This is a genomic window from Bombilactobacillus sp. ESL1187, from assembly GCF_058107155.1.
Genome location: NZ_JBYLTZ010000001.1, coordinates 791,570 through 818,313 on the forward strand (window position 1 = coordinate 791,570; position 26,744 = coordinate 818,313).

A 26,744-nucleotide genomic window follows, 5' to 3' on the forward strand; every position below is an offset into this window, starting at 1 on the left:
AAATGGTTTTTAGTCTTTTTAGTCTAAATGAGATCAATGAGCTAAAACGGCTTTAAATTGCTAGTTAAACCAAAAAGCGTTATAATTAGCTTAGGTAAGTTTATCTAATTATAAGGATGTGAGTGCAGCAATGAACATCAAATTAAATAGTGATTACATGACATTAACGCAAGCTTTAAAAGAAGCAGGCGTCATCGCCACCGGCGGTCAAGCTAAATGGTACTTACAGGAAAACACAATTTTCTTAAATGGTGAACCAGAAAATCGGCGGGGGAAAAAGCTCTATGCTGGTGATCAACTCCAATTACCAAATGGAGCTCAGTTAACCATTAACTAATGCAATTACAACAATTAGTTCTGAAAAATTTTCGCAATTATCAGCAATTAGCTTTGTCCTTTGGTCAAAATTTAAATATCTTTATTGGCCAAAATGCTCAGGGCAAGACCAATTTATTGGAAGCTATCTCGGTGTTAGCTTTGGTGCGCTCACATCGAACGAATAATAATCAGGAATTGATTCGTTGGGGTTGTGACTTTAGTAAGTTGCATGCGGTGGTGCAAAAAAATAGCGGTCGTTTAACTTTAGATTTAATTTTAAGTGCTGCTGGTAAAAAGGCGAGTTTAAATCATTTAGAACAAAAGAAATTGTCCCAATATGTTGGTCAATTGAATATTATTTTATTTGCGCCAGAAGATTTAACCTTAGTCAAAGGTGCTCCCGGAAAAAGGCGGCATTTTTTAAATATGGAAATTGGTCAAATTAACGCTCCGTATTTAAGTAACAGTTCGAAATATCGGCAAGTTTTAAAGCAGCGGAACCTTTATTTAAAGCAATTACGTTCGAAAAAAGCGCATGATCAAGTATACTTAGAAGTTCTTTCTGATCAATTAGCAGGTTTTGGTGCAGAACTAATTTATGAGCGCCAGCAATTTTTTGAGCAAATTCAGCAATTTTTGTTACCGATTCATCAACAAATCACGCAACAACAAGAAAATTTGCAACTGAAATATTTGCCGGCAGGAATTCAACAAATTACGACGGTTGAACAAGTTTATCAAGAACTATTGCACCAATTGCAAAAAAACCAAGATCATGATATTTGGTTAGGTTCAACCACTACGGGGCCCCATCATGATGATTTTCAATTTTTGATTAATGATAAGGATTTGCAGAAGTTTGGGTCACAAGGACAACAGCGGAGCGCGGTCTTAAGTCTGAAGTTAGCAGAAATTGAATTGTTTAACCAACAGGTTGGCGAATATCCAATCTTGTTATTGGATGATGTTTTGTCAGAATTAGACCAAGTGCGGCAGACCCAATTATTAAAGGTAATTCAAGATCGCATTCAAACTTTTATTACAACCACAAGTTTAGATGGGGTTGATTTAACTAAAATTGATCATCCGAAAATCTTTCAAATAAAAGCTGGAGGGATAGTATGAGTGATAAAGATTCAAACAAGCAGGAGAGCTTGGCGCAAAGAGCCAAGGAATATGATGCCAGTCAAATCCAAGTTTTATCCGGCTTAGAAGCTGTTAGAAAACGGCCGGGGATGTACATTGGCTCAACGAGTGTGCAAGGATTGCATCATTTAGTTTGGGAAATTATTGATAACGGCATTGATGAAGCGTTAGCTGGTTTTGCCACCGAAATTAATGTGGAAGTAGAACCGGATAACAGTATCACGGTCATTGATGATGGTCGGGGGATTCCGGTAGACATTCAACAAAAAACGGGTAAACCCGCTTTGGAAACGGTCTTTAATGTGTTACACGCTGGTGGTAAATTTGGCGGTGGCGGTTATAAAGTCTCGGGTGGTTTGCATGGGGTTGGCGCTTCAGTAGTAAATGCATTAAGTACGCATTTAGATGTTGAAGTGCACCGCAATGGCCAACGCTATTACATGGACTTTGAACGGGGCAAAGTGAAAACGCCAATGAAAGTTTTGGGGGCCATCACTGATGATCGCCCACATGGTACTAAAGTGCATTTTGCACCCGATCCCGATATTTTTACCGAAACGACAGTTTATGATGATCACACCTTAGTGACCCGGATTCGCGAATTAGCCTTTTTGAATAAAGGTTTGAAAATTACGTTTACGGATAAACGGCAAGACACGGCGGAAAAGCTCGAATTCCACTATGAAGGTGGCATTAAGAGTTACGTTGAGTATTTGAACGAAAATAAAGATGTCATTTTTGAAGAACCAATTTATGTCGAAGGCGTTCAAGACGGGATTACTGTGGAGGTTGCTTTACAATATACGGATGATTATCATTCGAATTTAATGACCTTCGCTAACAATATCCATACTTATGAAGGCGGCACACACGAAGCTGGGTTTAAAGCTGCTTTAACCCGGGTGATTAATGATTATGGTCACCGAAATAATTTACTCAAAGACAACGAAAAATTGTCCGGTGATGATGTGCGCGAAGGTATGACAGCCGTGGTCAGCATTAAACATCCAGATCCACAATTTGAAGGCCAAACTAAAACCAAATTGGGCAATTCTGATGCCCGCACAGTTACCGATCGGACTTTTGCTGATCATTTTAATAAGTTTTTGTTGGAACATCCTGCTCAAGCGCGGCAAATTATTGATAAAGGAATGTTGGCTTCCAGAGCTCGAGTAGCAGCCAAACGGGCACGTGAAGTAACGCGGAAAAAATCCGGTTTGGAAATTAGTAATCTGCCCGGTAAATTAGCAGACAATACTAGTAAAGATCCAGAAATTTCTGAATTATTTATTGTTGAGGGAGATTCCGCCGGCGGTTCTGCTAAAGAGGGGCGCTCACGCTTAACGCAAGCAATCTTGCCAATTCGCGGTAAAATTTTAAATGTCGAAAAAGCTTCAATGGATCGGATTTTAGCGAATGATGAAATTCGCACCTTGTTTACAGCGATGGGCACGGGTTTTGGCAATGATTTTGATGTTACCAAAGCGCGCTATCATAAATTAATTATCATGACGGATGCCGATGTTGATGGTGCCCATATTCGGACCTTATTGTTGACGCTGTTGTATCGTTATATGCGTCCAATTTTGGAAGCCGGCTATGTTTATATTGCTAAGCCACCGCTATATCAAGTCCGCCAAGGTAAAATGTCGCGTTATATTGATTCGGATGAAGAATTAAAAGATTTTATGGTGACTTTACAGCCAAGTCCTAAACCCGTCATTCAACGGTATAAAGGTCTAGGTGAAATGGATGCCGATCAACTCTGGGAGACGACGATGAATCCCGAAAATCGGCGCTTGGATCGAGTAGCTAGTTCTGATGCAGCTGATGCCGATCGAGTTTTTTCAATGTTGATGGGTAATAAAGTCGAACCACGGCGAGAGTTTATTGAACAAAATGCGCAATATGCAGAGTTAGATTTTTAATTGAGGGAGCTGATAGTGCATGGCAGAAACTGATGATCGCCGTATTCAAACGGTTGACCTATCCAAAACAATGCGGAGTTCATTTTTAGACTACGCAATGAGTGTCATTGTGGCTCGGGCGTTGCCTGATGTCCGTGATGGCTTGAAACCCGTTCACCGGCGAATTCTATATGGAATGAATGAATTAGGTGTTACGCCGGACAAGCCTTATAAAAAATCCGCCCGGATTGTGGGGGATGTAATGGGAAAGTATCATCCCCATGGTGATTCCGCGATTTATGAGTCGATGGTGCGGATGGCGCAAAAATTTAGTTATCGTTATTTGTTAGTGGACGGACACGGTAACTTTGGTTCCGTCGATGGCGATTCTGCGGCCGCAATGCGGTACACCGAAGCAAAAATGAGTAAAATTGCGACCGAAATGTTGCGTGACATTAATAAAGATACCATTGATTTTCAAGAAAATTATGATGGAACTGAACGTGAGCCCGTGGTTTTGCCAGCACGCTTTCCGAACTTATTAGTCAATGGTGCGACGGGGATTGCTGTCGGGATGACAACCAATATTCCGCCCCACAATCTGACTGAGGTTATTAATGGCATTCACATGTTGATGAAAAATCCAGATGTAACTACTGCTGAGTTGATGCAGGCCATTCCTGGACCCGATTTTCCTACTGGCGGTGTGGTAATGGGTAAGTCGGGGATTCGGCATGCCTATGAAACGGGCCGTGGAAATATTGTTTTACGGGCCAAAGTAGAAATTGAAACGCTAAAAAATGGTCGGGAACGATTAATTATCACTGAATTACCCTACATGGTTAATAAAGCTAAGTTAATTGAACGGATAGCTGAATTGGCACGGGATCACCGGATTGAGGGAATTACTAACTTGATCGATGAATCAGATCGCACAGGTATGCGGGTGACGATTGATATTCGTCGCGACATGAGTGCTAATGTTGTTTTAAACAATTTATATAAGATGACCGCCTTACAAACTTCATTTGGTTTTAATATGGTTGCCATTGTCAAAGGTGCGCCGCAAGTCTTATCGTTAAAAGAGATTTTGCAATATTATTTAAAACATCAAGAACAAGTTATTCGTCGGCGTACCCAATTTGAACTCAAGAAAGCGCAAAATCGCGCGCATATTTTAGATGGTTTACGCATTGCGTTAGATCATATTGATGCGGTGATTGAAGTGATCCGCAGTTCTAAAACGGCGGAAATTGCGAAAAGCACTTTGATTACCCAATTTTCTTTGTCTGATAAACAAGCTCAGGCAATTTTAGATATGCGTTTGGTCCGTTTGACTGGCTTAGAACGAGACAAAATTGAAAATGAGTATCAAGATTTGATGACCAAAATTGCTGATTATCAAGATATTTTAGCGAAACCTGAGCGGATTGACGAAATAATTTATCAAGAATTACTGGAAATTCAAAGTAAATATGGTGATGCCCGCCGCACGGAATTATTAGTCGGCGAAGTATTAAGTATTGAAGATGAAGATTTAATTGAAGAAGAAAATGTCTTAATTGTTTTGACTCATAGTGGTTACATCAAGCGGTTGCCCGCCGACGAATTTAAAGTACAAAATCGTGGTGGTCGCGGCATTAAAGGGATGGGCGTCAATGATGATGATTTCATTGAACAATTAATTTATACATCGACGCATGATGTCTTACTCTTCTTCACTGATGCCGGCAAGATTTATCGTTCGAAAGCTTATGAAATTCCTGAATATGGGCGTAGTGCTAAAGGAATTCCGATTATTAATTTACTAGGAATTGATAACGGTGAACAAATTCAGACGGTGGTTCATTTAAAGAAGGATGCTTCTAGTGCGGATCATTATTTATTCTTTGTCACTAAACAAGGAACCGTGAAACGTACAGCCTTAGATGAATTTCAAAATATTCGCAAAAATGGTTTGCGAGCCATTACTTTAAAAGACAATGACTCGTTAGATAATGTAATGCTAACCAATGGTCAGAATAATATTTTGATTGGCACGCATTTAGGCTATGCTGTTGCTTTTGAAGAGAATGCAGTGCGGATTATGGGTCGCACGGCCGCAGGCGTACGGGGTATTCGCTTACGAGAAGAAGATTACGTCGTTGGTTCAGCCATTTTAGCTGAGCAAAGTGATGTATTGGTCATCTCGGAAAATGGTTATGGTAAAAAAACACCGGCCACAGAATATCCAATCAAAGGGCGCGGTGGCAAAGGAATTAAGACTTCGAATGTGACGGCTAAAAATGGTCCGCTAGCAGGAATTACGACCGTTGCTGGAACTGAAGACATGATGGTGGTAACCAATCAAGGCGTCATGATTCGGTTTGCAGTTAATAATGTTTCGCAAACCGGCCGGGCCACTTTAGGTGTGCGGTTAATTAAATTGGATGATGGCGCCAAGGTTTCGACAATGACGAAGGTAGATCCCGAACCGGAAGTCACCGAAACTCAGCCAGATTCAGAAAACTAAAAATTCTTAAAGTTTTTAACGTAATCTAAAAGTGCAAGGCGCTTGGAACGTTAAAAACTTTTTTGGTAGTATTTTTTGGTAAATGATGGTAGAATACTATTCTGTGAGTATTACACTTTAAGATAGTTAATACTCCTTGAGAATAATCTATTTATTCTCCATTAGTCCATAAGGAGGTAAAATAATGGCTCAAACACATTATGAAATCACTTATATCATCAAACCGGATATTTCTGAAGAAGATAAGAAGGCCTTGATTGAACGCTTTGATAAGGTTCTCAAAGATAACGGTGCTGATGTATTAGATTCAAAAGATTGGCAAAAACGGCGTTTGGCTTACGAAATTGGTGGTTACAATGAAGGTACTTACCATATCGTTAATGTTAATGCCCAAGACCAAGCAGCGATCAATGAATTTGACCGGTTATCAAAAATTGATGACAGCATCTTACGTCATATGATTATCAAGCGCGAAGATTAATCTGTTGGAGACAGTCAAAAAGGAGACAGGAGTATGATTAATCGTAGTGTATTAGTTGGTCGTTTGACCCGTGACCCTGATTTGCGGTATACAGCTGCAGGAACAGCCGTTGCTACTTTTACCGTTGCTGTTAATCGGCAATTCACCAATTCAAATGGTGAACGGGAAGCTGATTTTATTAATTGTGTGATTTGGCGTAAATCAGCAGAAAATTTTGCTAATTTTACGCATAAGGGCTCATTAGTTGGTATTGATGGGCGCATTCAAACTCGCAATTATGAGAATCAACAAGGACAGCGTGTTTACGTGACCGAAGTTGTAGTGGAGAATTTTGCACTGCTAGAACCGAAATCGGCGAACCACAATAATGGAAATCAAAATCAAACGGTTGAAAATAATACGACTCCTGGACTAAGCAACTCTAATAATAATTTTAATAATTCCAATAATAGAGCTGCCAATAATTCTGCTCCATCAATGGATGAAGATCCATTTGCGGATAATACGCAGTCGATTGATATTTCAGATGATGATTTACCGTTTTAAATTTTGTGAATAATTGAAAGGAGCGTTCAACATGGCACAACAACGTCGTGGTGGCCGTCGTCGCCGGAAGGTTGACTTTATTGCCGCTAACCATATTGAATATATTGATTACAAAGATACAGATTTGCTGAAACGTTTTATTTCGGAACGAGGCAAGATTTTACCTCGTCGAGTAACGGGAACAAGCGCCAAGAATCAACGCCGTTTAACAATTGCGATTAAACGTGCACGAGTAATGGGCTTATTACCATTTGTTGCTGAAGATTAATAAGCTTCAATCCCAAAGAAGTCTACTCAAGGTAGGCTTCTTTTTTAATGTAAACAGTATGTTAAAATATAGCTAAATTCTAGTTACAAGAGGGTAAGTATGAAAAAAAAGAGCGTAGCTAAGAATAGTTTATTAGCTATTAGTCAGCCACTACGTTGGGGGTTAATTGTCGTAGTGGTTTTGGCTTTAATTTTAGTTAGTTTAATTTTTGGAATTAGTCCAGTTTTAGGTTTATTGGTCTTTATTATTTTTACGTTAATTGTCGCCATTGGTTCTTATTTATTACGCAAGTTTGTGGTGCAAACTAATAAATATCTATACGATTTATCATTTCGTGAAAATCGGGGCAAACAAGAAGCTTTGATTAATATTCCCATTGGGATGTTACTGTATGATAACGACAAACAGCGCACGATTGAATGGGTGAATCCTAATTTACAGCGCCATTTTGTTGATAAGGATTTACTAGGACGTAGTTTAAATCAAGTTAATCCAGAATTAATTCAACTGGTCGAAAAAAATGAACAGCAGCAACAAGCTGCGACGTTATTAACTATTGGTCAAACTCAATTTCAAACTTTTGTGCAACCAAATTTTCGCGTAATTTATTTTTTGGATGTTACGCAGTATGTAGCTATTAAGCAAAAGTATGAAGATGAAAAAATTTCGATTGGGCAAGTGTTTATTGATAATTATGATGAGCTTGTGCAAACCATGGCTGATCGGGATCGCTCAGATTTGAATAGTTATTTAACTAATCAATTAACTGATTGGGCTAATCAAAATGAAATGTATTTAAAACGCGTGGCCAGTGACCGTTTTATTGTGGTGGGCTATGTGAATGCGCTAAAGGCACTGGAAGCTAATAGCTTTTCAATTTTAGATCAAATTCGTAAGACTACTTCGCAGCAAAATGTGCCGTTAACTTTAAGTATTGGCTTTGCTTATGGTAAAGATAATTTGGCCCAACTAGCGTTAGATGCGCAAAAAAATATTGATTTGGCCTTGGGTCGAGGTGGCGATCAAGCAGTTGTACGTGAGGCGGACGAACCAGCACGCTTTTATGGCGGCAACACCAATCCGATGGAAAAAAGGACGCGTGTCCGGGCACGGATGATTAGCCAAGCCTTAAGAGAGTTATTTAACCAAGTTGATATTATTTATGTGATGGGGCACCAACAACCTGATATGGATTCTTTAGGTGCCTGTTTAGGCATTCATCGAATTGCACAAATGAATAATAAAACTTGTAAAATTGTGATTGATGCTAACGGAGCGCACACAGATGTTGCACGTTTATTGCAATGGATTGAGCAAGACCAGCATTTATCAAATGATTTAATTACGCCGCAACAGGCGTTAGATCAAGCTAATGCGCAAAGTATGTTGATTATGGTTGACTTATCCAAACCATCGCGTTCCGCTAGCCCAGAATTGGCGGCAAAGTTAGCCGATCAAACGGTAGTGATTGATCATCATCGGCGTGGTGAAGAATTTCCTGCTAATCCATTACTGGCTTACATTGAGCCTTATGCTTCCTCGGCTAGTGAATTGGTAACTGAAATGATTGAATACCAACCACAAAGTCAACAGTCTTTATCTAAACTAGAAGCGACGGCTATGCTAGCTGGTATTTTTGTCGATACACATTCCTTTTCTTTACGTTCAGGAACACGGACGTTTGATGCGGCCAGTTATCTACGCTCAGTAGGAGCTGACAGCACGAAAATGCAAAATTTGCTGAAAGAAAATGTGTCATCCTATATCCAAAGGAACCATTTAATTGATACTGTACAAATGGTGACGCCACAAATTGCCATTTGCACGGGTGAAGAAGATCAAGTTTATGATTCCGTGATTGCGGCACAGGCAGCTGATACTTTATTGACCTTATCAAAAATTGATGCTTCATTTGTGATTACTAAAAGGTCCGATGCCAAAGTAGCAATTTCAGCGCGGAGCTTAGGTGACTTTAATGTGCAAGTTATTATGGAAGAAATGGGTGGTGGCGGTCATTTATCCAATGCGGCAACGCAATTAGCTGATTACACAATTGCTCAAGCTAAGAAAGAATTGATTGCAATTATCCAACAAAAAGTAGAAGATAAACCTAAGTAAGCAGACAATAACTAGGAGGCATGAAAAGATGCGTGTAATTTTCACACAAGATGTTCGCGGTAAGGGTCGGCGTGGCGAAGTCAAAGAAGTCGCTGATGGCTACGCGCGCAACTTCTTAATTAAAAATGGTAAAGCTCAAGTCGCTACTGCTAAGGCCATCAGTGAATTGAATGGTAAAAAGCAAGCCGAACAACGAGAAAAAGATGAAGAACAAGCTAGTGCTCAAATGATTAAGACCGTTTTAGAAAAAGATGAAACGGTGGTTGAACTACAATCGAAAGCTGGCAGTGATGGTCGGTTATTTGGTTCAATTCCCAGTAAACAAATTGCGCAAGCTTTAAAACAACAGTACCAAATTGAAATTGATAAGCGCAAAATCGAATTGGCCGAGCCGATTAAAGTTTTAGGTTATATGAATGTACCAGTGAAATTGTATCCAGGGATTGAAGCCTCCATACGGGTGCATGTCAGTGAAAAGTAATACTATTGTTGTAATGTAAATTACAGTATTAGTTGCAGAATTTTTTGAGAAAAATTATAAAGAAACTAGGTTCTTGTGAATTCTAGTTTTTTTAATAGCTCAAAGATGTAAGGGCTTGCAGATTGTGAAGCAATTATCTTGTGAAATACTTGACAAATTCGTGAAAACGTTATAAACCATATGTAGATAGTTTTTAGTTTTGATTAAACTAAAATTTTATCGATTTTGGGAGAAAGAAAGTGATGATGGAACCAATTTATTGTTTAGGTCTCTTAGACAATAAGTGCGATAAATTTTAAGAATAGGTGATGTGAAAATGAAACCAGAAGATAAGAAGCCAAAAGCTGCACCATTATTGATTCAAATGTTAATTTATGCAGCAATTTTGTTTGTATCACAGTGGATTTCTAATATGATGCCAAAATCATTCCCTGTACCGACGCCGGTTATTGGCTTGATTTTGTTATATTTATTATTGACTTGTCATATTATTAAATTAGAGTGGGTTGATTCCTTTGGAAGTGCCATGATTGGTTTAATTGCCTTTTTGTTTGTACCATCCGGAATTTCCCTAGCTGCTAATTTGAACATTATGGCAAATGAAGGTGTCCAATTAGTTATCGTCATTATTTTATCAACAATCGTTTTGTTGGTAGTAACGGCTTATACAACAAGATTGTTATTATGGATCAGTAAAAAGATCAAACATACTGATACAGATACACAAGAACAAGTAGGAGGAGAGAACAAATGATGGCAGAGTTATTATCGAATCCCTTATTTGGTATCTTACTTTCATTGGGAGTTTTTGAAATTGGGCAATACTTATTTAATTTGACTCATGGCTTTTTCTTATTTCAACCGTTGTTTGTAGCGATGGTTTTGGGAATTTTTCTAATTTTCTTGTTAGGAAAAGGCATGGGAATGACGACTGCAGCAGCTTATACGAAATTCTATAAGCCTGGTGGGGATCTAATCTTCTGGTTCTTAACACCTGCCACAATTGCTTTTGCAATTCCGCTTTATAAACGTAATGATGTGTTTAAGAAGAATTGGCTAGTTATTTTATTGAGTTTGTTAATTGGTACCTTTATTTCCTTATTTGTTATTTTGGGAATTTCCAAACTCTTGGGACTCAGTCGGGTCGGCACAGCTTCCATGATGAGTCAATCAGCTACGACTGCGATTGCTTTACCATTGTCAACAGCTATTGGTGGCAACACTGCTGTTACTGCGATGGCATGTATCCTGAACGCCGTTATCATTTATGCTTTAGGTAAATGGTTAGTTAAGTGGTTCAGATTGGAAAGCGACCCCATCGGTGCTGGTTTAGGTATGGGTACTGCTGGACATACCGTTGGTTCTGCTTTTGCCTTGAAATTAGGTTCTGTTCAAGGTGCGATGGCCGCTGTTTCGGTTGTTATCATTGGTATTGTAGATAATATTGCAGTGCCACTGTTTGCACAAATGATGCATCTGTAAACACTAGTTTATAATTTAAATGATAAAACCTTTTCTAGTTAGTTAATTTAAACGTTGGTAACTAGGAAAGGTTTTTTTGTTTACTTTCGATGGTATTTAATGTTATTTTGAATATTTTAAAACATATATTATCCCTATATTATCCGTGGTAAAATTGTAACTAGATATGAGGTTAATTCATGAACGATACAACAATGCAGAGAATTCCACCTAATAATAAAGAGGCTGAACAATCAGTTCTAGGATCGATTCTATTACGTCCAGAAAAAATTGTTGATGCGGCTGAATATTTGACGACTGAGTCTTTCTATTATCATGCGCATCAGTTAATTTTTGCTGTCATGTTGGAATTAAATGAAGCAGACCAGGCAATTGATGTCGTGACTGTTAAAAATCAACTTGAAGCTAAAAATCAGTTAGCAGATATTGGCGGCGTTAATTATTTAGGGGATTTGGCAACAACCGTCCCCACCGCCGCCAATATTGTTTATTATGCCAAAATTGTGGCTGATAAAGCCGTATTACGGCAGTTGATTAATACGGCAACTGATATTGTGGCCCAAAGTTTTGATGAGCAAGATACTGATGTGGCCAACGTCTTGGACAATGCCGAGCGAGCTATTATGGAAGTCGGCGAAAACCAGAATAATAACGGCTTTAAAAAATTAGCCGATGTTTTAAATGATACGATTGAAAATATTGACCAGTTAGCTCAAGAAGATTCACAAGTGACGGGGTTAGCTACCGGATACAGTGAATTAGATAGTATGACTGCTGGTTTACATGCTGATGAATTAACTATTTTGGCTGCCCGTCCTGGCGTCGGCAAAACGGCTTTTGCACTCAACGTCGCGGAAAATGTGGCAGTTCATAGTCAGCAAACGGTGGCCATTTTTAGTTTGGAAATGGGAGCTGACCAATTAGCTAGCCGGTTATTATGTGCTCAAGGGAGCATTGATGCAAATCATTTGCGCACCGGAACGTTGAACGATGACGAATGGCAAAATTTAATTGTGGCTATGGGTATTTTGTCCAAAACCGATATTTATATTGACGATACTCCAGGAATTAAGATGGCGGAAATTCGAGCTAAGTGTCGCCGCTTGGTTAAAGAGACGGGAAATATTGGTTTAATTATTATTGATTATTTACAGCTAATTGAAGGAACTGGTCAAGAGAATCGGCAGCAAGAAGTTTCGACGATTTCACGACAATTAAAAAAACTAGCGAAAGAATTACATGTACCAGTTATTGCTTTATCACAACTATCACGGGGGGTAGAGCAACGACAAGATAAGCGACCAGTTTTATCAGATATTCGTGAATCTGGTTCCATTGAACAAGATGCGGATGTGGTCGCCTTCCTGTATCGTGATGATTATTATAACGATGGTGCTGATGACGAGGAAGGTAGCGAAGCTAGTGATGATACTAACGCTGGTGAAGTGGAAGTGATCATTGGCAAAAATCGCTCCGGTCCGCGTGGTACAGTGAAATTATTATTTGTGAAATCATATAATAAGTTTGCTGCAATTTCACCACTGACAGAAGGTTAATTCATGAGTAAAGTACAACAACTGCAACAAGCACAACAAAATCAGCAAATTGTCGATCTGTTTATTCGCCAAACGGGTGACATTTATACTGGTTTTGTCACCGCGTTAGATCACAAGTGGGTCATTGTGCATACCTATAATGATTATGGTTTACTTGATGGTTATGTCTTATTAAAGATTAGTGGCATTGCGTCTGTAACCACGGAAGGATTAGATTTAAAGCGGCTGAAACGGCGGATTGATTTAACGGCTACTAATAAGATACATTGGGCAAAAGAACTGGCAGTGCCGCAGTTTGCTGCAAATGATTTGATTCAGCAATTATTGGATTTTTTGCAGCGTCAGCAACAAGCTATTTTGGTAATTTTGGCAGGTTCTAATCGTTATTTGCAAGTGAAGTTACAGGATTTTCGGCAACAACAATTGCACTTGCAATTATTAGATTCCTTTAACTTTGCTAAGATTGGGCAAAATTTAACCGTTGATTTAGAGCGCGTTGTTGCTTTGGAATTTGTCGGCGCCCAGTTACAATTAGCCAGTACGATGTTTCAAACACAGCATTTACAACACACACCTTCGGTTTTGGTGAAAAATAATCCGGAACTAAGACCAATCTTACAACGCTACCAGCAACAGCAACAATTAATTTTGTTGTACTGTTCCAAAAGTGCGGATGTATTTTTTGCTGGACAAATTATGCAACTAGATCAGCAATTTTTGGTCATGAAATTATTAGATCATTTAGGCTGTTTTGGTGGCTATGCTTTAATTAACCTGCAGGATATTGATTTTGTTTCTCCGAATTGCGATTATTTACAAATGCTGATTCTATATTTGAATTATCAGCGCCAGCACAAGACTTTAGTGCAACCTGTTTTAGATGATAAATGGCAATTTGGAGCTGATTTTGTGGAAAGTGCTCTGCAAAGGTTAGTACAACAGCAAAATATGGTCCGTTTTCGCCAACGCGATCAAATGTTAGATCAATTAGCTTATTGTCAGGCACTAGATAAGCAAACGTTAACTTTAGCAGTTTTTGAAGATTTACCGGATACTAGAACGTCTAGCCAAAGTTTGCCTTATCAACAATTATCGGTCTTAACTTGGGAATATTTAAATACATTTTTTACTAAAGACGAATTAATAGATTGATTGTTGCTATTAATGTTCGTAATTGATAGAATATTACTGGACCGAATTTAGTAAAAAGGGATGACATTTATGACAGGTGTTGTAGTAGTTGGAATGCAATGGGGCGACGAAGGAAAAGGTAAAATTACTGATTTTCTTAGTCACGATAGTCAAGTGATTGCACGGTATCAAGGTGGTGATAATGCTGGGCATACGGTGGAAGTTGAGCAGACTGCTTATAAAATGCGCTTAGTGCCCTCCGGTATTTTGTATCCTGATAAAGTGACAATGATTGGTAACGGAGTCGTGATTAATCCCAAATCCTTGGTTGAAGAAATTGCCCGACTTAAGCAGCAACATGTCAGCTTTGAACATTTTTATATTTCTAATCGGGCCCAAATTATTTTACCGTATCACATCCGTATGGATGAATTACAGGAAAAGAGTAAAGGTGCCAACAAAATTGGCACCACTAATCGTGGAATTGGTCCAGCTTATACGGATAAAGCTGCTCGGATTGGCATTCGGATGATTGATTTATTAGAAAAAGATACTTTTGCTGCCAAGTTACGCCAAAACTTAGATTTGAAAAATAAAGAATTTACTCAAGTTTATCAAGGGCAAGCTTTGTCTTTTGATGATATTTTTGCTTCATATTATGATTACGGACAACAATTAAAACCGTATGTGATTGATACTTCAAAAATGTTAAATGAACAAATTGAGCAAGGAACTAATGTCTTATTTGAAGGTGCGCAGGGCATCATGCTCGACATTGACCATGGTACTTATCCATATGTCACTTCTTCAAATCCTGTGGGTGGTTATACTGCGGGAATTGGTGTAGGTCCCACTAAGATTCAGCATGTGGTTGGAGTTGCTAAAGCCTATACTTCGCGTGTGGGCGACGGCCCGTTTCCAACAGAGTTGACGGATCAAACAGGAAACTTTATCCGCGAGGCTGGACATGAATATGGAGTGGTGACACAGCGGCCCCGCCGAATTGGTTGGTTAGATACGGTGGTGTTACGGCATGCAAAACGAGTTGCGGGAGTCACGAACTTAGCCTTAAATTGTATTGACGTTTTAAGCGGTTTAAAAACTGTTAAAATTTGTGTCGGATATCGTTTGCCTGATGGTTCGACAATTGATGAATATCCAGCCAGTTTACAGCAAATTGCGCAGTGCCAGCCAGTCTATGAAGAATTGCCCGGATGGTCCCAAAATTTACGAGGGCAAATGGATTTAGATAAATGGCCGTTGGCCGCTAAGAATTATTTAAAGCGGGTGCAAGAACTAACAGGGTTACAGCTAATTAGTGTTTCTGTCGGCCCTAAACGGAATGAAACGATTGTTTTAAAAAACATTTGGTAATGATTATTTAATTACTGGAATTAAATAAGTCTTTCCTGGTTAATCTGCTGATTAATCAAGGAAAGACTTTTTTTAATTTGAATAATTGTTTCATGTGAAACAGCCAGTAATTCTAATTTTTTTGAGCTGCTGATTGGATACCATTGAGAAACTGAGTAAAGGCGTTAGTATTACGATTAAAAATCAAGGTGTAATGGTAGTGCTGGTGATTGTTGTATTGCGTAATATAAAATCTTGTTTCACGTGGAACATCACTAAATTCATAAGCGGTAATGGCGCTATTTTTTTGATCAGCACCGCCACGATTAATATAATTTTTTAAGCCAGGAGCACTAGTTTGACTTAATCCGATATTTTGAGCTAACTGCTGATACTGTTTCACAGTTGTGGTTGGTTTGGCGGCTACGCCGGAATTTAACATGGTGGAATTAATTTTATCAATAAAATTTGGAACCTTAGAAATACCAGAAATACCGACGCGAGTTGTCCAAGTGATAAATTTGGGTGGTTTATTACTACTAAAATTACCTAAAAAACGAGCTTGTTGTGGCTTTTGCTGGTGGTAATAAACGCGGTAACGGTAACTATGAATCTGGTGAGTATCATCGTAGCGATTGACACTGACCGTTACATAATGACCGTGCCGGTTTTGACCGAGGACCAGTGGCGTCACACTATATAAATAGCGGTGCGGCTTTTGTGTAACCCACTGGCGTAATTGGTGGTTTTGTTGTTTAGATAAGAAGCCACAAGATTGTTGTTTACGATTAAAAAGTTTTACAATATGATTAGCATTTTTGAGTTGGTGTTGATAGTCTTGATCGTTGACTTCGTCGAGCGTTAGACTGGTAGGATGCTGACTGTGATTGATAGTTTTAGGATTCACGACAAGTTGAAAAGGAATAGTTTGACTAGATAACCAGTTACTGGTGGCATTAATGATTAATTTCCGGTTATAATAAGTAGGAATTAGTATAACTATCATTAAAATTAGGGTAACTAAACAACCTTTTTTTTTCATATTTCTTTTCACAAGAGCACCTCATTAATTATCTTAATTTAAGAAAGATTAGTTTTTATGAAAATTAATAAACAATCATTATTGCATAATTTAGAATTGACTAGCTGGGCGATGGTGATCATTGGCGTAGTAGGCTTTCTGTTGGAATTGAGCAATGGCTACTTTAATGTTAGTACCCAGCATTTTATTGATTCACAATATCAAGATCGCCAACAGTCGGCTTTAGTTACGCGGGTTAATACGCGTCGGTTAAATTTTACGACCAATTTAGCTAACAGTCCATTGGGGCATTTGACCTTACATCCGACCACGCGGCAAAAACTGACGCGAGTGCAGCAGTTATTAACTTTGCGAGTAGATAATCAGCAACAAATTGCACGTTATTATGACGGATCTTATTACGCTAATCAAGTAACAACGTCACGCTTAAATCAAACAGACCAGAATTTGTTAAAGGAAAAAAATCAAACTATTTATCAAAGAGAAAAAAATCGAATTGATACCATTAGAATTTGGTATGACCAAACCCAAGATGCTAAAACTTATCTAAATAAAAATTTAGCGAAGACTATTAGTCCCAAGCAGTTAACCATGACGAAAGCTTCGACGATTAATACTTATTATAAACTCATCAAAAATCGAGCCCTGAAAAAATATTGGCGCCCGAAAGTTGCTAAAGCTTTAAAGGAATTTAAAGTGGCCCAACAAAATCAAACTCAGGCACAAGTTAAACAGCAGCAAGCGGAACTTAAAGCTTTGAAAAATGCCCCGCTAACACAGAATTATCAACCAGCCAATGTGACTATTATTGATAATGCCAAACAGTTAGATCAGTTTAGTCATAGTTTACAACAAGATGATGTGAGTGCTACTAATGTCTTATTTTATTCTAATGCGGATCAAACCTTGACGTTATTACAACGTAACGGTACTAAATATTTACCGAAAATGGCCAGCTTAATGGCTATGAATAATGGTTTACCCACGGGAACTTATACCGTTAAAAATTTGATTTCTGATCCCGGAATTAATGCGGGCGTGGTTACCGATTTGAGTAGTAGCTCGTTTGGCGATTATTTAGCAGATGCCACGAATTTTGCCGACCAAGATAATGATATTAGTGATTTTAATCAAGCCGAAACTATTTTTTGGTTGAAGAATAATGTGGCGTTGAAGAATTCGATGCTAATTGAAAATCAAAATCAAATTGGGTTTATTGCTAGTTCGCTGATTAATCTCCATAATACTTTAACTTTAAGTACTAGTGATTTAACGCGATTAATGGCAATTGTAACGCCCGGAACGGTTTTATATGTGCGGTAATTAGGAGAAAGTATGAAAAATTTAGGTAAGCGTTGGTGGCAAAAAGTTTGCGCACATCCAATTAGAAAAGCAATTAAATATCTAATATTACTCGTTTTGGTGCTACTCCTAATTGTCGGCAGTAAAGTTGGACATCAGTATTGGCAAGAATTACAGAAAGATGTGACTGCCGGCTACTTGATTAGTGACGATATTACCACTAAAACTTTTTATCCAAAGCAGCCGACGGTGATCAAAGATCGGCATAATAAGGTGATGAAAACTTTAGCGCATAGTCAATCAACGTATGTCCAGCATCAATTAATTAATCCCAAGTTAAAAAAAGGCGTAGTCGCTGTTGAAGACCGCCGCTTTTACCAACATCACGGGGTTGATTTAACGGGAATGCTGCGGGGGGTATTTTCCTTAGTCTTGAGAAGACAAGTTCAAGGGGGCTCCACTTTGACCCAACAGTTGGTCAAAAATGTGATTTTGAAAGACCAAACGCAGAGCTTTGACCGCAAAATTAAAGAAATGGTAGTAGCGCAAGCCTTAGAACAGAAGTTTTCCAAGCAGCAAATTTTGGAATTTTATTTGAATGATGTTTATTTAGGCCATGGCTGTTATGGGATTGGTAGTGCGGCTCAATATTATTTTTCCAAGTCCCAGCAACAATTAACGTGGGGGCAAGCTGCATTATTAATTGGAATTCCCAACAATCAAGTGTTGTATGATCCGATATTGCATCCGCAACGAGCAATTAATCGGCGGAATACGGTCTTGTATAGCTGGTATCAACAAAAAATGATTTCGAAGAAAACCTATCAACATGCTAGTAAACAATCGTTACATTTAAAAATTCATAACTTTAAGTATGATAATGATATTTCGCAAAATTACGCCTTGAATTATGCGGTGAAATCTGCCGTACAACAATTAATGACGATTCACGGTTTTCAAATGCAGTATTTGTTTAACAATGATCAAGCAAAAAACACTTATAAAAATGAGTATGCGCAAGCTTATGATAAGTACTATGGTGAATTATTAAATGGTGGTTATGTGGTCAAAACAACCATTGATCAAAACTTGCAACAACAGATCGTACAATTGGTGCAACAGCAGTATGCTGCTTATCAACAGCGTGATCAAGATGGCAAATTAGAGCCGCAAGTGGCTAGTACCATCGTTGATAATCGGACTGGCGATGTATTAGCGATTGTTGGTGGCCGAACGACAGATGGTGATCAATTGAATCGGGCGAGTGATGCCTATCGGCAGCCGGGGTCCACGGCTAAGCCTTTAATTGCTTATGCGCCAGCGTTTGAGCGCGGTTATGCGCCACAATCCAAAGTGGTTGATGGACCTGTCGGAAATGTGAGCAACTGGTACAGTGGCTATCGCGGCGCAGTCACTTTAAGAACGGCCTTAGCAGATTCGATTAATACGGTGGCCTTTAAGTTGGCCTTAGGTGATAAGCAACAAAGCTTCTATCAAGATTTGGGTAAAATGCAATTTCAAGGTTTATATCCTGCTGATCAAAATGCTATTATTGCGGTGGGAGGCTTTACGAAGGGAGTAACGACTACTGAAATGGCTTCGGCATATAGTTCGTTTGCTCGACAAGGTAATTTTATTGCCCCCAGTAATGTCCGCAGTATTTATGATACAAATAATTCACGAATTTTATATGAAAATCCCCACGTACCGGTCAATGTTTATTCGGCAGATGCCAGTTATATGATGCTGAATGCGATGCAAAGTGTGGTCAACAATGGTTTGGGCAAGGATGCTGCTTTAAGTGATTATCCTTATGTCGCTGGTAAAACCGGAACGACGGATAAAAATTTAGATAGTTATTTTGTTGGTATGACACCATATTTTACCATTGCTAATTGGACGGGCTTTGATCACCAACAACCATTAACGGCCGAGCAAGAGGAGTTGTCGATTAAGACTTTTAAAACTGAAGGTGATTATTTAGTTAAAGCGTTGAAAGAACCTAAAAAAGATTTTGTCATGCCAAATACCATTCGGCGTGACGGCGATAATCTTTATGTGCGGCGTGAAGCAACGGGTAAAAGTATTGAACAAGTAATCCATGATAGTTACTTGGCCTTTAATAGTGCCGAAATTAATGCAAATAAAAAACGTCTAACGGATTTAGACTACCGATTAATCTATCATTTAACTAAAAAGCAGGAACTGCAACGGGAACGTAAGGTGCAGCAAGCCATTGAACGTTACCAGCAGGTTCCCTTTGATAAATTAAGTCAGTACGGTCACCAATTGACTAAATTACAAAAAGTCCGTTATCAAAATGAGAATGTTAAACGCATGTCAGCTAAAGCAAACTTCAATCAACAAATTATGCAATTGCAGCGAGAATTAAATTTGACGCAAGCGCAATTAGAAGCTAAGAAAGAAAATGGTCGCTTAGCCAAATTTGAAGCTCAAAAGAATCAAATTGAAACTCAACGGGCCACTAAAAAGCAGGCGATGATTGATAAATTAAGACCGCAATATGAGGAGCAATTAAGTCGTGTGAAGGCGGCTTATCAAAATAATGCTGCTGATAAAGAAGCTCAAAAGCAAAAATTAATTGACTTAATTAATCAAATTCGCAGTTATGGTGGCAATGTCCCAGATCCAGTGATTGATGTTAATTAATGGGGCACAGTTATTAGGAAGCAACAGTAGTTGGATCAATTGAGTACAATTATCTCTTGTTATTTTGGCTGCATCAAAAAAGTTTGGGTCATTTGTTGAAACCCAAACTTTTTTAGTAGTGTAATTTAAAATTTAGTTGTTAGTTAGTTCGCTTTTTTGGCGCCGGGCAATCATTGGTAGAATAAAGCCTAACGCAATCAAAACGACAGGCGTAATCACATTGAGACTAATTTGGAACCACCAAGCGTGCGGATTACTGCTGTAATTTAATTTGGGAACCATGCCTAAGATGCAGGCAAAAGCTGTAAATAAGAAACACCATAAGCCCAAAATAAAGCCAGTTAGTGGTTTTCTAACAAACATGTAATCTGCTTGGTGGTGCTTGAGTTGTTTGCTTAACGCCATAAAAGCGACAAAAACCCATAAATACCGGAATGGATTAATGACAGAATTTAAGTTTAATAGCCACTTGTATAAATCATTCATGCCACCAATGCCGAAAGCAGGTAAAATAATTAAAATGGTGACTAAAATACCGGTTAAATAATAACCATTAATAAAAATATTGTTTTTATTTTTTTTGAGAAGTTTCCGCGGAATATACTGAGGATCACTATCTTCTAATAACATGCGTAACGGTGCGTCAATCGAAATGACAGTAGCGGTGGCGGAACCTAAGACATTAGTGATGGCATACATCCAAACGAATAAGTTACCAACATGGAAATATTTGCCCAGAATCTGAAAGGCATAATAAGCACCGTTAGCCATCAAGTCGTTAGGAATATGATTCGAATCAAAAATCATCCCTAAAGCAAATGATCCTAAAATAGCGGAAACGCTGACCATAACGGCCAAGCAGATCATGCCGATAGGAAATTCATGACTGGGGTTATGTGTTTGTTTGACATAGGGGGCGATTTTTTCACTACCTCCGACTGCAAAAACTAACATCGAAATAGTAGTAAAATAATTAAAATCAAATTTCGGTAAGTAAGTATGCAATTGGTTCATATGCGGTGTTTGAATCGTTAAGTGTGTCATGAAAGGAGCGGCTAGGCCTAAGATGATAAAGAGCATCGACATAATGAAAGCAATAATACCGGCAAAACTACCGAGATTTTTTAAAGTAGTAAACCCGCGGGCGGTCAACCATAAAAAGCCCAAAAAGATGACTAAACAAATAATTTGTAACGGCAGTGCTGGCACGGTATTCACAAAGTTACCGTTACCCTGAAACAGCCAACTTAAGCCCACGATAATCATTTGCGGTTTTTGCGCCAAATAAGGAATTTGGACCACCCAATAAGTCCAAGCTGCTAAATAGGCGAGCCGACTACCAGATAATTGTTTAATCCATGAGGCAACCCCTCCGCCGGAATTCTCAAATGTCGAGCCCAATTGACCGACCATTAAGGTGTAAGGAATGAAAAACAATAACATGATTAAAATCCATGAAGTAATAACGACTAAGCCTTGGTTAGCGTAGTTGTTAAACACATTGCCTAAGCCCCAAACGGACGTAAAGGCAATGAAGGCAACGTTATACCAACGGATTTTTTTGGTTTGTTCCATGGTTAAGACCTCCTAATTATAGTAATATGGTTCATAGTGTAACGAATTTTTAAGAAAATAACAATAAAATTTTAATGTGGAGAAAATTATGCAACGTTTAAAACAAATGATAGTTACTTACTGGAGCGTTATTAGCTACTTGATTTTTGGTGGTTTAACGACGCTCATAAATTTAGTAGTTTTTAATTGTTTATATACTTGGTGGCATTTTTGTGGTTACCAAATTGCGAATGTCACAGCGTGGTTATTGTCTGTGATCTTTGCGTATATAACCAATAAACTTTATGTGTTTGATTCACATCAAAGAAGTTCTCAAGCCGCGCGCAAAGAAATTGTGTCTTTTTTCTTTTTTCGGATTTTAAGTTTGCTGTTAGATCTGGCCATTATGGCTGTGGGAATTAGTGTTTTACACCAGAATGCTTTTTGGGTAAAAATTATTGACAATGTTTTAGTCGTCATTGCCAATTACTTTTTTAGTAAGATTTTTATTTTTACAGAGCACTAAACTAGTCATAAATTTAAAAGAAATAGGTTTGTGGTCCTTGATAGAGTACCTCATTGAAACCGGAAGTCATAACATTTAATAGATCATCCATGCCAGAAGCTAGTTGTTTATTTCCTGGGAAATCAGTTAACTTCATCCAAAAGACGGGACCTTCAGTTGATGATTGAATATTACCTTGAAAGTGCGTAGTACGATACAAGAAACAAATAAAGCGTCCATGACTTAAAGGATATTGTTTTAAACCACAGAGTTCTAAATTAGTTACGGTTAAGCCAGTTTCTTCTTGGACTTCACGTTCAGCAGAGCGGGTGATACTTTCGTGAGCTTCAACGTGGCCCCCCGGAAAAGCAATCCCCGGCCAATGAGGATCGCGGCGATATTCAACGAGCACTTGTTGCTTTTGGGCATCTAAAATTAAGACCATATTAGTTAATTCGACTGGTTCAGTGCGCATGTAATTAATCCTTTCCATCGTAAAAAAATATTCTGCTGTTATTATATAACGTTTAGTTGTTTGAAAATGAAAAAAGGCTACGTGAAAGAATAAAAAAATGCACTTTTTAGTAGCAAAGTGGTTATAATATGCTTAACAGGTGAGGAGAAGATTAAAATGAAATTTGAAGAATCCAATTTATTGCAACAGCTGCCCCAACAATTTTTTGCCACTTTAGTTCAAAAGGTCAATGCAAAAATTGTGGCGGGTGTCGACGTGATTAACCTTGGTCAAGGTAATCCAGATCAACCAACGCCTGATTTTATTGTTCAGGCATTAAATACAGCAGCTAAAGATCCCCAAAATCATAAATATTCACCGTTTCGAGGGTTACCAGAATTTAAACAGGCTGCCGCTGAGTTTTACCAACGTGAATATGGAGTGGAAGTGGACCCGGAAACAGAAGTAGCGGTCTTGGGTGGCTCTAAAACAGGTTTAGTCGAATTACCATTAGCTTTATTAAATCCGGGAGAGACTATTCTTTTACCAGACCCCGGTTATCCAGACTATTTGTCCGGAGTAGCTTTAGCACAAGCCAAAACCGCATTAGTGCCTTTGCGAGCAGAGAATAATTTCTTACCAGATTATCAGTCCTTAGATCCGAAAGTAGTTGCCGCAGCTAAATACTTATACTTAAACTATCCCAATAATCCTACTGGAGCGACGGCGACCCCCGAATTCTTTCAGGATACGGTGGCCTGGGCGCAACAAAATCAAGTGGGAATTGTGCACGATTTTGCTTATGGTGCTATTGGTTTTGATGGCCAGCGCCCCATCAGTTTTTTGCAAACACCGCATGCTAAAGAAGTCGGCATTGAGCTGTATACTTTTTCGAAAACATATAACATGGCGGGCTGGCGCTTAGGTTTTGCAGTGGGGAATAAAGAGATGATTGAAGCAATTAATTTGATTCAAGATCATCTGTTCGTCAGTGTTTTTCCGGCAGTTCAAAAAGCCGGGATTGCGGCATTGAGAAGTGATCAAACATCGGTTAAACAATTAGTGGCGCGCTATCAAAAACGTCACGACGATTTTGAACGGGCGGCACAAGCGATTGGTTGGAAACCAGTGCCCGCAGGTGGAACGTTTTATGCTTGGATGCCGACACCGCAACAGATGACCAGTCAAGAATTTGCTGATTTGTTGTTAGAGCAAGCTGGGGTTGCGGTAGCTGCAGGAACTGGATTTGGCGCCGCTGGTGAAGGTTATGTGCGGATTGGTTTATTGATTGATGAGCCGCGCTATAGTGAGGCTTGTCAACGCATTGCCAAATTAAATTTATTTTAAACTGAACAATTAAAAAACGGTCATTCTGCAAGCTTGACTGAGGATCTCAACTTGCAGAATGACCGTTTTTTTAATGAGTTAAATTTCAATTTGTTGAACCTGGTGGTTAGCTGTTTGCACTGCTAAGACAACTGGTTGCTTCACATCAGACTTTTGGACAATTGCTAAAGCTCTGCCGTGAAAAGTTTGTGTTTGTGCTAATGGTTCATCCGCTTGAGGTTTAGGATTACCACTACCAAAAGCTAAGATTTTAGCTTGGCCCTGGATAATTTGCAGTTGGCAAGTTTGTTCTTGAAGAGAACAAATAGTACCATCTGGAGCTGCCAATTGCACGTTCAGATAATATAAAGCGCCATTGATCGGCAAGGCTTGGTAACTGAGGCGCGTCTTCATTTCTGGTAAATAATTTTGCACATGAACTTGTAATTGCGCATCTTGGACAGCAACAGTCTGGAGGCTAGATTGTCCGATTACTTGGTGGTGTTGATCATAAGCGATGGCTGTTAACTGACCAGGGTGATAAGTAGTTTTGAATAATACGCGACAATGTTCATCAACAGCTTGGCTGGCAATTAATTGTTCATTTAAATATAATGCTACATAAGAAGCATTGCTATAAACTTCAACGATTACGGGCGCATCATCAGCAACATCAAAACTCCAACTGTGGATCGTATCACTTAACATCCACGGCGTAGTCATGAGTTTTTCACCATAATGCTTGGGGTCTTGCACTGCAAGATAAGGTGTGGTTCGTAAGCCAAAAATGATTTCGCGATAATACGAAAGTGGTCGCCGAAAACCAGTTAAGTCAAAATCGCCGACGTAAGCTAATTGTGCAGGAAATTGAGCGCCAAACCCACCTTCACCAAAGTGATAACCGGGAATGCCCACGCCGGCTTCACCGATATAATCCCAACCCGTCCAAGTGAAATCTCCAATAATTTGGGGATATTTTTGAACTAACGGCCAGTTCTGCCAGATTTGTGGCGGATAAGTTTCGGTGCCGACCATTAAGCGCTGGGGGTGATCTTTGACGTCTTGTTCATAGCGAGCAGTCATATAATTGTAGCCCGCTAAATCTGTGATCGGGAAAATTTGATCTAATTTTTGGGAAATGCGCCGGTCAACGACGATGCGATCTAAATATTGATCCATGGCTACCATAAAATTATTCACGGTAATTGCTTCATGGTTTTGTTGGGGTTCTTGTTGATCAACCACTTCACTGATAATATTTAACAGTTCGTTACCTACCGAATACAAGCCATTGACTGCCGATAAAGTATACCGAGTCGGATCTAACTGTTTAATCAGTTGCTCCATTTTTGTCAGTAAGCTAATCCCTTGTGGGGTTCCAATTTCAGGAATTTCATTGCCCAGGGAATATAAAATGACACTAGGGTGATTAAAATCTTTTTCGACCATGGCTTGAACGTCTTTGGCCCACCATTCTTGAAAATAAAGGCTGTAATCATAATCAGATTTGGCACGGTTCCACATGTCAAAAGTTTCATCAAGGACATACATTCCTAGTTCATCACAAGCTTTTAAGAGGGCGGGAGCCGCCGGCTGATGAGCCATGCGAATGGCATTAAACCCCGCTTGTTTCAGCAATTTAATTTGCCGATAGGCACTGACATCATAAGTTGCAGCTCCTAGCAAACCACTATCATGATGAATACCCGCGCCACGTAATTTGACACTTTGACCATTGACTAATAAGCCTTGAGTGGCATTGAGAGCTAATTGTCGTACACCGAAAACCAGTTCATCTTGATCAAGCAATTGTTCTGTTTGACTTAATTGCAATAAGCAACGATACAGATGTGGTTCTTGGGCACTCCACAAGCTGGGGTGTGCCCATGATAAACGTAGCTGTAAGGGGCGCTGTTCGTTGGCAGCTAACTGCACGGGATAGTGGTCGGTTAAGATGAGTTGTTGCTGTTCATCATAAATTTGAACTTGCAGTTGCAAAGCAGCGGTTGAATTAATAGTTTGGTTTTGAATGGTCGTCTTTAAATTAATCGTCGCTTGGGCAGAAGTGGCTTGCAAAGTTGTGATTTGCGTAGTGGGCGTTAAATAAGTTTTAGTAGCACTAGTTAATAAGTACACATCGCGAATTAAACCAGAGCCCGAGTACCAGCGACTATTAGGCATGGCCCCAGATTTTACTTGGACGCGAATTTCGTTATTAGCTCCAAAATTTAAAAAGGGAGTTAAATCAATGCGAAAAGCGGAATAGCCATACGGACGCTTACCGGCTAATTGACCATTAACGAAGACGAAGGTATTCATATAGGCACCGTCAAATTGTAATTGATAGTTTTTAGTTTGATCTTCCGGCTGAACAAAGAGATTCTTCACGTAAACATAAGTACCACCATCGCGAAAACCGGTGTTGCCGCCGTTCGGACTAGCGCTATAAGCCGGTTGTTCTTGCATAGCGTCATGCGGTAAAGTGACGTTTTGGGCAGTCTTCGGGACATCCCAAATTAAAGCAAAAGAATTATGGTCTTGCCAAAAGAGCCAATCTTGATTCCAGTTAGTTTTTTTCAAAAATAGCACTCC

At 39.1% G+C, this 26,744-nt stretch carries 22 protein-coding genes; 18 read left to right on the forward strand and 4 right to left on the reverse strand.

All coding sequences use genetic code 11. From position 1 onward, the window contains the following. Positions 1–130: 130 nt before the first annotated feature. The 14 genes from yaaA (at position 131) to AC3B5B_RS03960 (ending at position 15,320) form a co-directional block, all read left to right on the forward strand. The gene (yaaA, locus tag AC3B5B_RS03895; RefSeq protein WP_489769357.1) at positions 131–337 is read left to right on the forward strand and encodes a S4 domain-containing protein YaaA; all 207 of its coding nucleotides are present in this window, start codon (positions 131–133) and stop codon (positions 335–337) included. Then, positions 337–1,443, forward strand: coding sequence for a DNA replication/repair protein RecF (recF, locus tag AC3B5B_RS03900; protein WP_489769358.1), 1,107 nt, complete (start codon positions 337–339; stop codon positions 1,441–1,443). Before yaaA ends, recF begins: the two co-directional genes overlap by 1 nt. Further along, complete coding sequence (gene gyrB, locus AC3B5B_RS03905) at positions 1,440–3,392, forward strand: DNA topoisomerase (ATP-hydrolyzing) subunit B (protein WP_489769359.1); 1,953 nt, start codon at positions 1,440–1,442, stop codon at positions 3,390–3,392. Before recF ends, gyrB begins: the two co-directional genes overlap by 4 nt. A 19-nt stretch (positions 3,393–3,411) precedes the next feature. Then, on the forward strand, positions 3,412–5,883 hold the full coding sequence (gene gyrA, locus AC3B5B_RS03910) for a DNA gyrase subunit A (protein ID WP_489756885.1): 2,472 nt from the start codon (positions 3,412–3,414) through the stop codon (positions 5,881–5,883). A 184-nt stretch (positions 5,884–6,067) separates the two neighbouring features. Continuing rightward, complete coding sequence (gene rpsF, locus AC3B5B_RS03915) at positions 6,068–6,364, forward strand: 30S ribosomal protein S6 (RefSeq protein WP_489756884.1); 297 nt, start codon at positions 6,068–6,070, stop codon at positions 6,362–6,364. Between the two features lie 33 nt (positions 6,365–6,397). Beyond that, a complete protein-coding gene (gene ssb, locus AC3B5B_RS03920) occupies positions 6,398–6,910 on the forward strand; it encodes a single-stranded DNA-binding protein (RefSeq protein WP_489769360.1) in 513 nt (170 codons plus the stop codon). Positions 6,911–6,941: 31 nt separating this feature from the next. Beyond that, positions 6,942–7,178, forward strand: a complete 237-nt coding sequence (gene rpsR / locus AC3B5B_RS03925) for a 30S ribosomal protein S18 (protein ID WP_489754979.1) — start codon at positions 6,942–6,944, stop codon at positions 7,176–7,178. A gap of 99 nt (positions 7,179–7,277) precedes the next feature. Next, entirely contained in the window at positions 7,278–9,296 is a 2,019-nt protein-coding gene (locus tag AC3B5B_RS03930) for a DHH family phosphoesterase (protein WP_489769361.1), read from the forward strand. Between the two features lie 28 nt (positions 9,297–9,324). Then, the gene (gene rplI / locus AC3B5B_RS03935) at positions 9,325–9,777 is read left to right on the forward strand and encodes a 50S ribosomal protein L9 (protein WP_489756881.1); all 453 of its coding nucleotides are present in this window, start codon (positions 9,325–9,327) and stop codon (positions 9,775–9,777) included. A gap of 316 nt (positions 9,778–10,093) precedes the next feature. Continuing rightward, entirely contained in the window at positions 10,094–10,531 is a 438-nt protein-coding gene (locus tag AC3B5B_RS03940) for a CidA/LrgA family protein (protein ID WP_489756880.1), read from the forward strand. Further along, a complete protein-coding gene (locus AC3B5B_RS03945; protein WP_489757696.1) occupies positions 10,531–11,259 on the forward strand; it encodes an LrgB family protein in 729 nt (242 codons plus the stop codon). Before AC3B5B_RS03940 ends, AC3B5B_RS03945 begins: the two co-directional genes overlap by 1 nt. Positions 11,260–11,438: 179 nt before the next feature. Beyond that, positions 11,439–12,815 (forward strand): replicative DNA helicase, encoded by a 1,377-nt coding sequence (gene dnaB, locus AC3B5B_RS03950; protein ID WP_489769362.1) that lies wholly within the window; start codon positions 11,439–11,441, stop codon positions 12,813–12,815. A 3-nt stretch (positions 12,816–12,818) separates the two neighbouring features. Further along, complete coding sequence (locus AC3B5B_RS03955; RefSeq protein WP_489769363.1) at positions 12,819–13,967, forward strand: hypothetical protein; 1,149 nt, start codon at positions 12,819–12,821, stop codon at positions 13,965–13,967. A 69-nt stretch (positions 13,968–14,036) separates the two neighbouring features. Next, positions 14,037–15,320 carry an adenylosuccinate synthase gene (locus AC3B5B_RS03960; protein ID WP_489769364.1) on the forward strand — a complete coding sequence of 428 codons (1,284 nt, stop codon included), beginning with the start codon at positions 14,037–14,039 and terminating at the stop codon, positions 15,318–15,320. Positions 15,321–15,432: 112 nt separating this feature from the next. Here the strand turns inward: AC3B5B_RS03960 and AC3B5B_RS03965 are convergent, their stop codons facing one another. Then, positions 15,433–16,353, reverse strand: coding sequence for a hypothetical protein (locus AC3B5B_RS03965; RefSeq protein ID WP_489769365.1), 921 nt, complete (start codon positions 16,351–16,353; stop codon positions 15,433–15,435). A gap of 45 nt (positions 16,354–16,398) precedes the next feature. Between AC3B5B_RS03965 and AC3B5B_RS03970 the strand changes: the two genes are divergently transcribed. Then, on the forward strand, positions 16,399–17,664 hold the full coding sequence (locus AC3B5B_RS03970) for a hypothetical protein (RefSeq protein WP_489769366.1): 1,266 nt from the start codon (positions 16,399–16,401) through the stop codon (positions 17,662–17,664). Between the two features lie 12 nt (positions 17,665–17,676). Further along, positions 17,677–20,313 (forward strand): transglycosylase domain-containing protein, encoded by a 2,637-nt coding sequence (locus tag AC3B5B_RS03975; protein WP_489769367.1) that lies wholly within the window; start codon positions 17,677–17,679, stop codon positions 20,311–20,313. 132 nt (positions 20,314–20,445) lie between these two features. Here AC3B5B_RS03975 and AC3B5B_RS03980 read toward each other — a convergent pair whose 3' ends face one another. Continuing rightward, on the reverse strand, positions 20,446–21,888 hold the full coding sequence (locus AC3B5B_RS03980) for an APC family permease (RefSeq protein ID WP_489756873.1): 1,443 nt from the start codon (positions 21,886–21,888) through the stop codon (positions 20,446–20,448). An 85-nt stretch (positions 21,889–21,973) separates the two neighbouring features. On the opposite strand from AC3B5B_RS03980, the gene AC3B5B_RS03985 reads away from it, so the two are divergent. Continuing rightward, positions 21,974–22,393, forward strand: a complete 420-nt coding sequence (locus tag AC3B5B_RS03985) for a GtrA family protein (RefSeq protein ID WP_489757695.1) — start codon at positions 21,974–21,976, stop codon at positions 22,391–22,393. A 13-nt stretch (positions 22,394–22,406) separates the two neighbouring features. Here AC3B5B_RS03985 and AC3B5B_RS03990 read toward each other — a convergent pair whose 3' ends face one another. After that, positions 22,407–22,847, reverse strand: coding sequence for an 8-oxo-dGTP diphosphatase (locus AC3B5B_RS03990; RefSeq protein ID WP_489756872.1), 441 nt, complete (start codon positions 22,845–22,847; stop codon positions 22,407–22,409). Between the two features lie 156 nt (positions 22,848–23,003). Between AC3B5B_RS03990 and AC3B5B_RS03995 the strand changes: the two genes are divergently transcribed. After that, entirely contained in the window at positions 23,004–24,173 is a 1,170-nt protein-coding gene (locus AC3B5B_RS03995; protein ID WP_489756871.1) for a pyridoxal phosphate-dependent aminotransferase, read from the forward strand. Between the two features lie 78 nt (positions 24,174–24,251). Here the strand turns inward: AC3B5B_RS03995 and AC3B5B_RS04000 are convergent, their stop codons facing one another. Further along, complete coding sequence (locus AC3B5B_RS04000; RefSeq protein ID WP_489769368.1) at positions 24,252–26,732, reverse strand: glycoside hydrolase family 2 TIM barrel-domain containing protein; 2,481 nt, start codon at positions 26,730–26,732, stop codon at positions 24,252–24,254. Positions 26,733–26,744 lie beyond the last annotated feature (12 nt).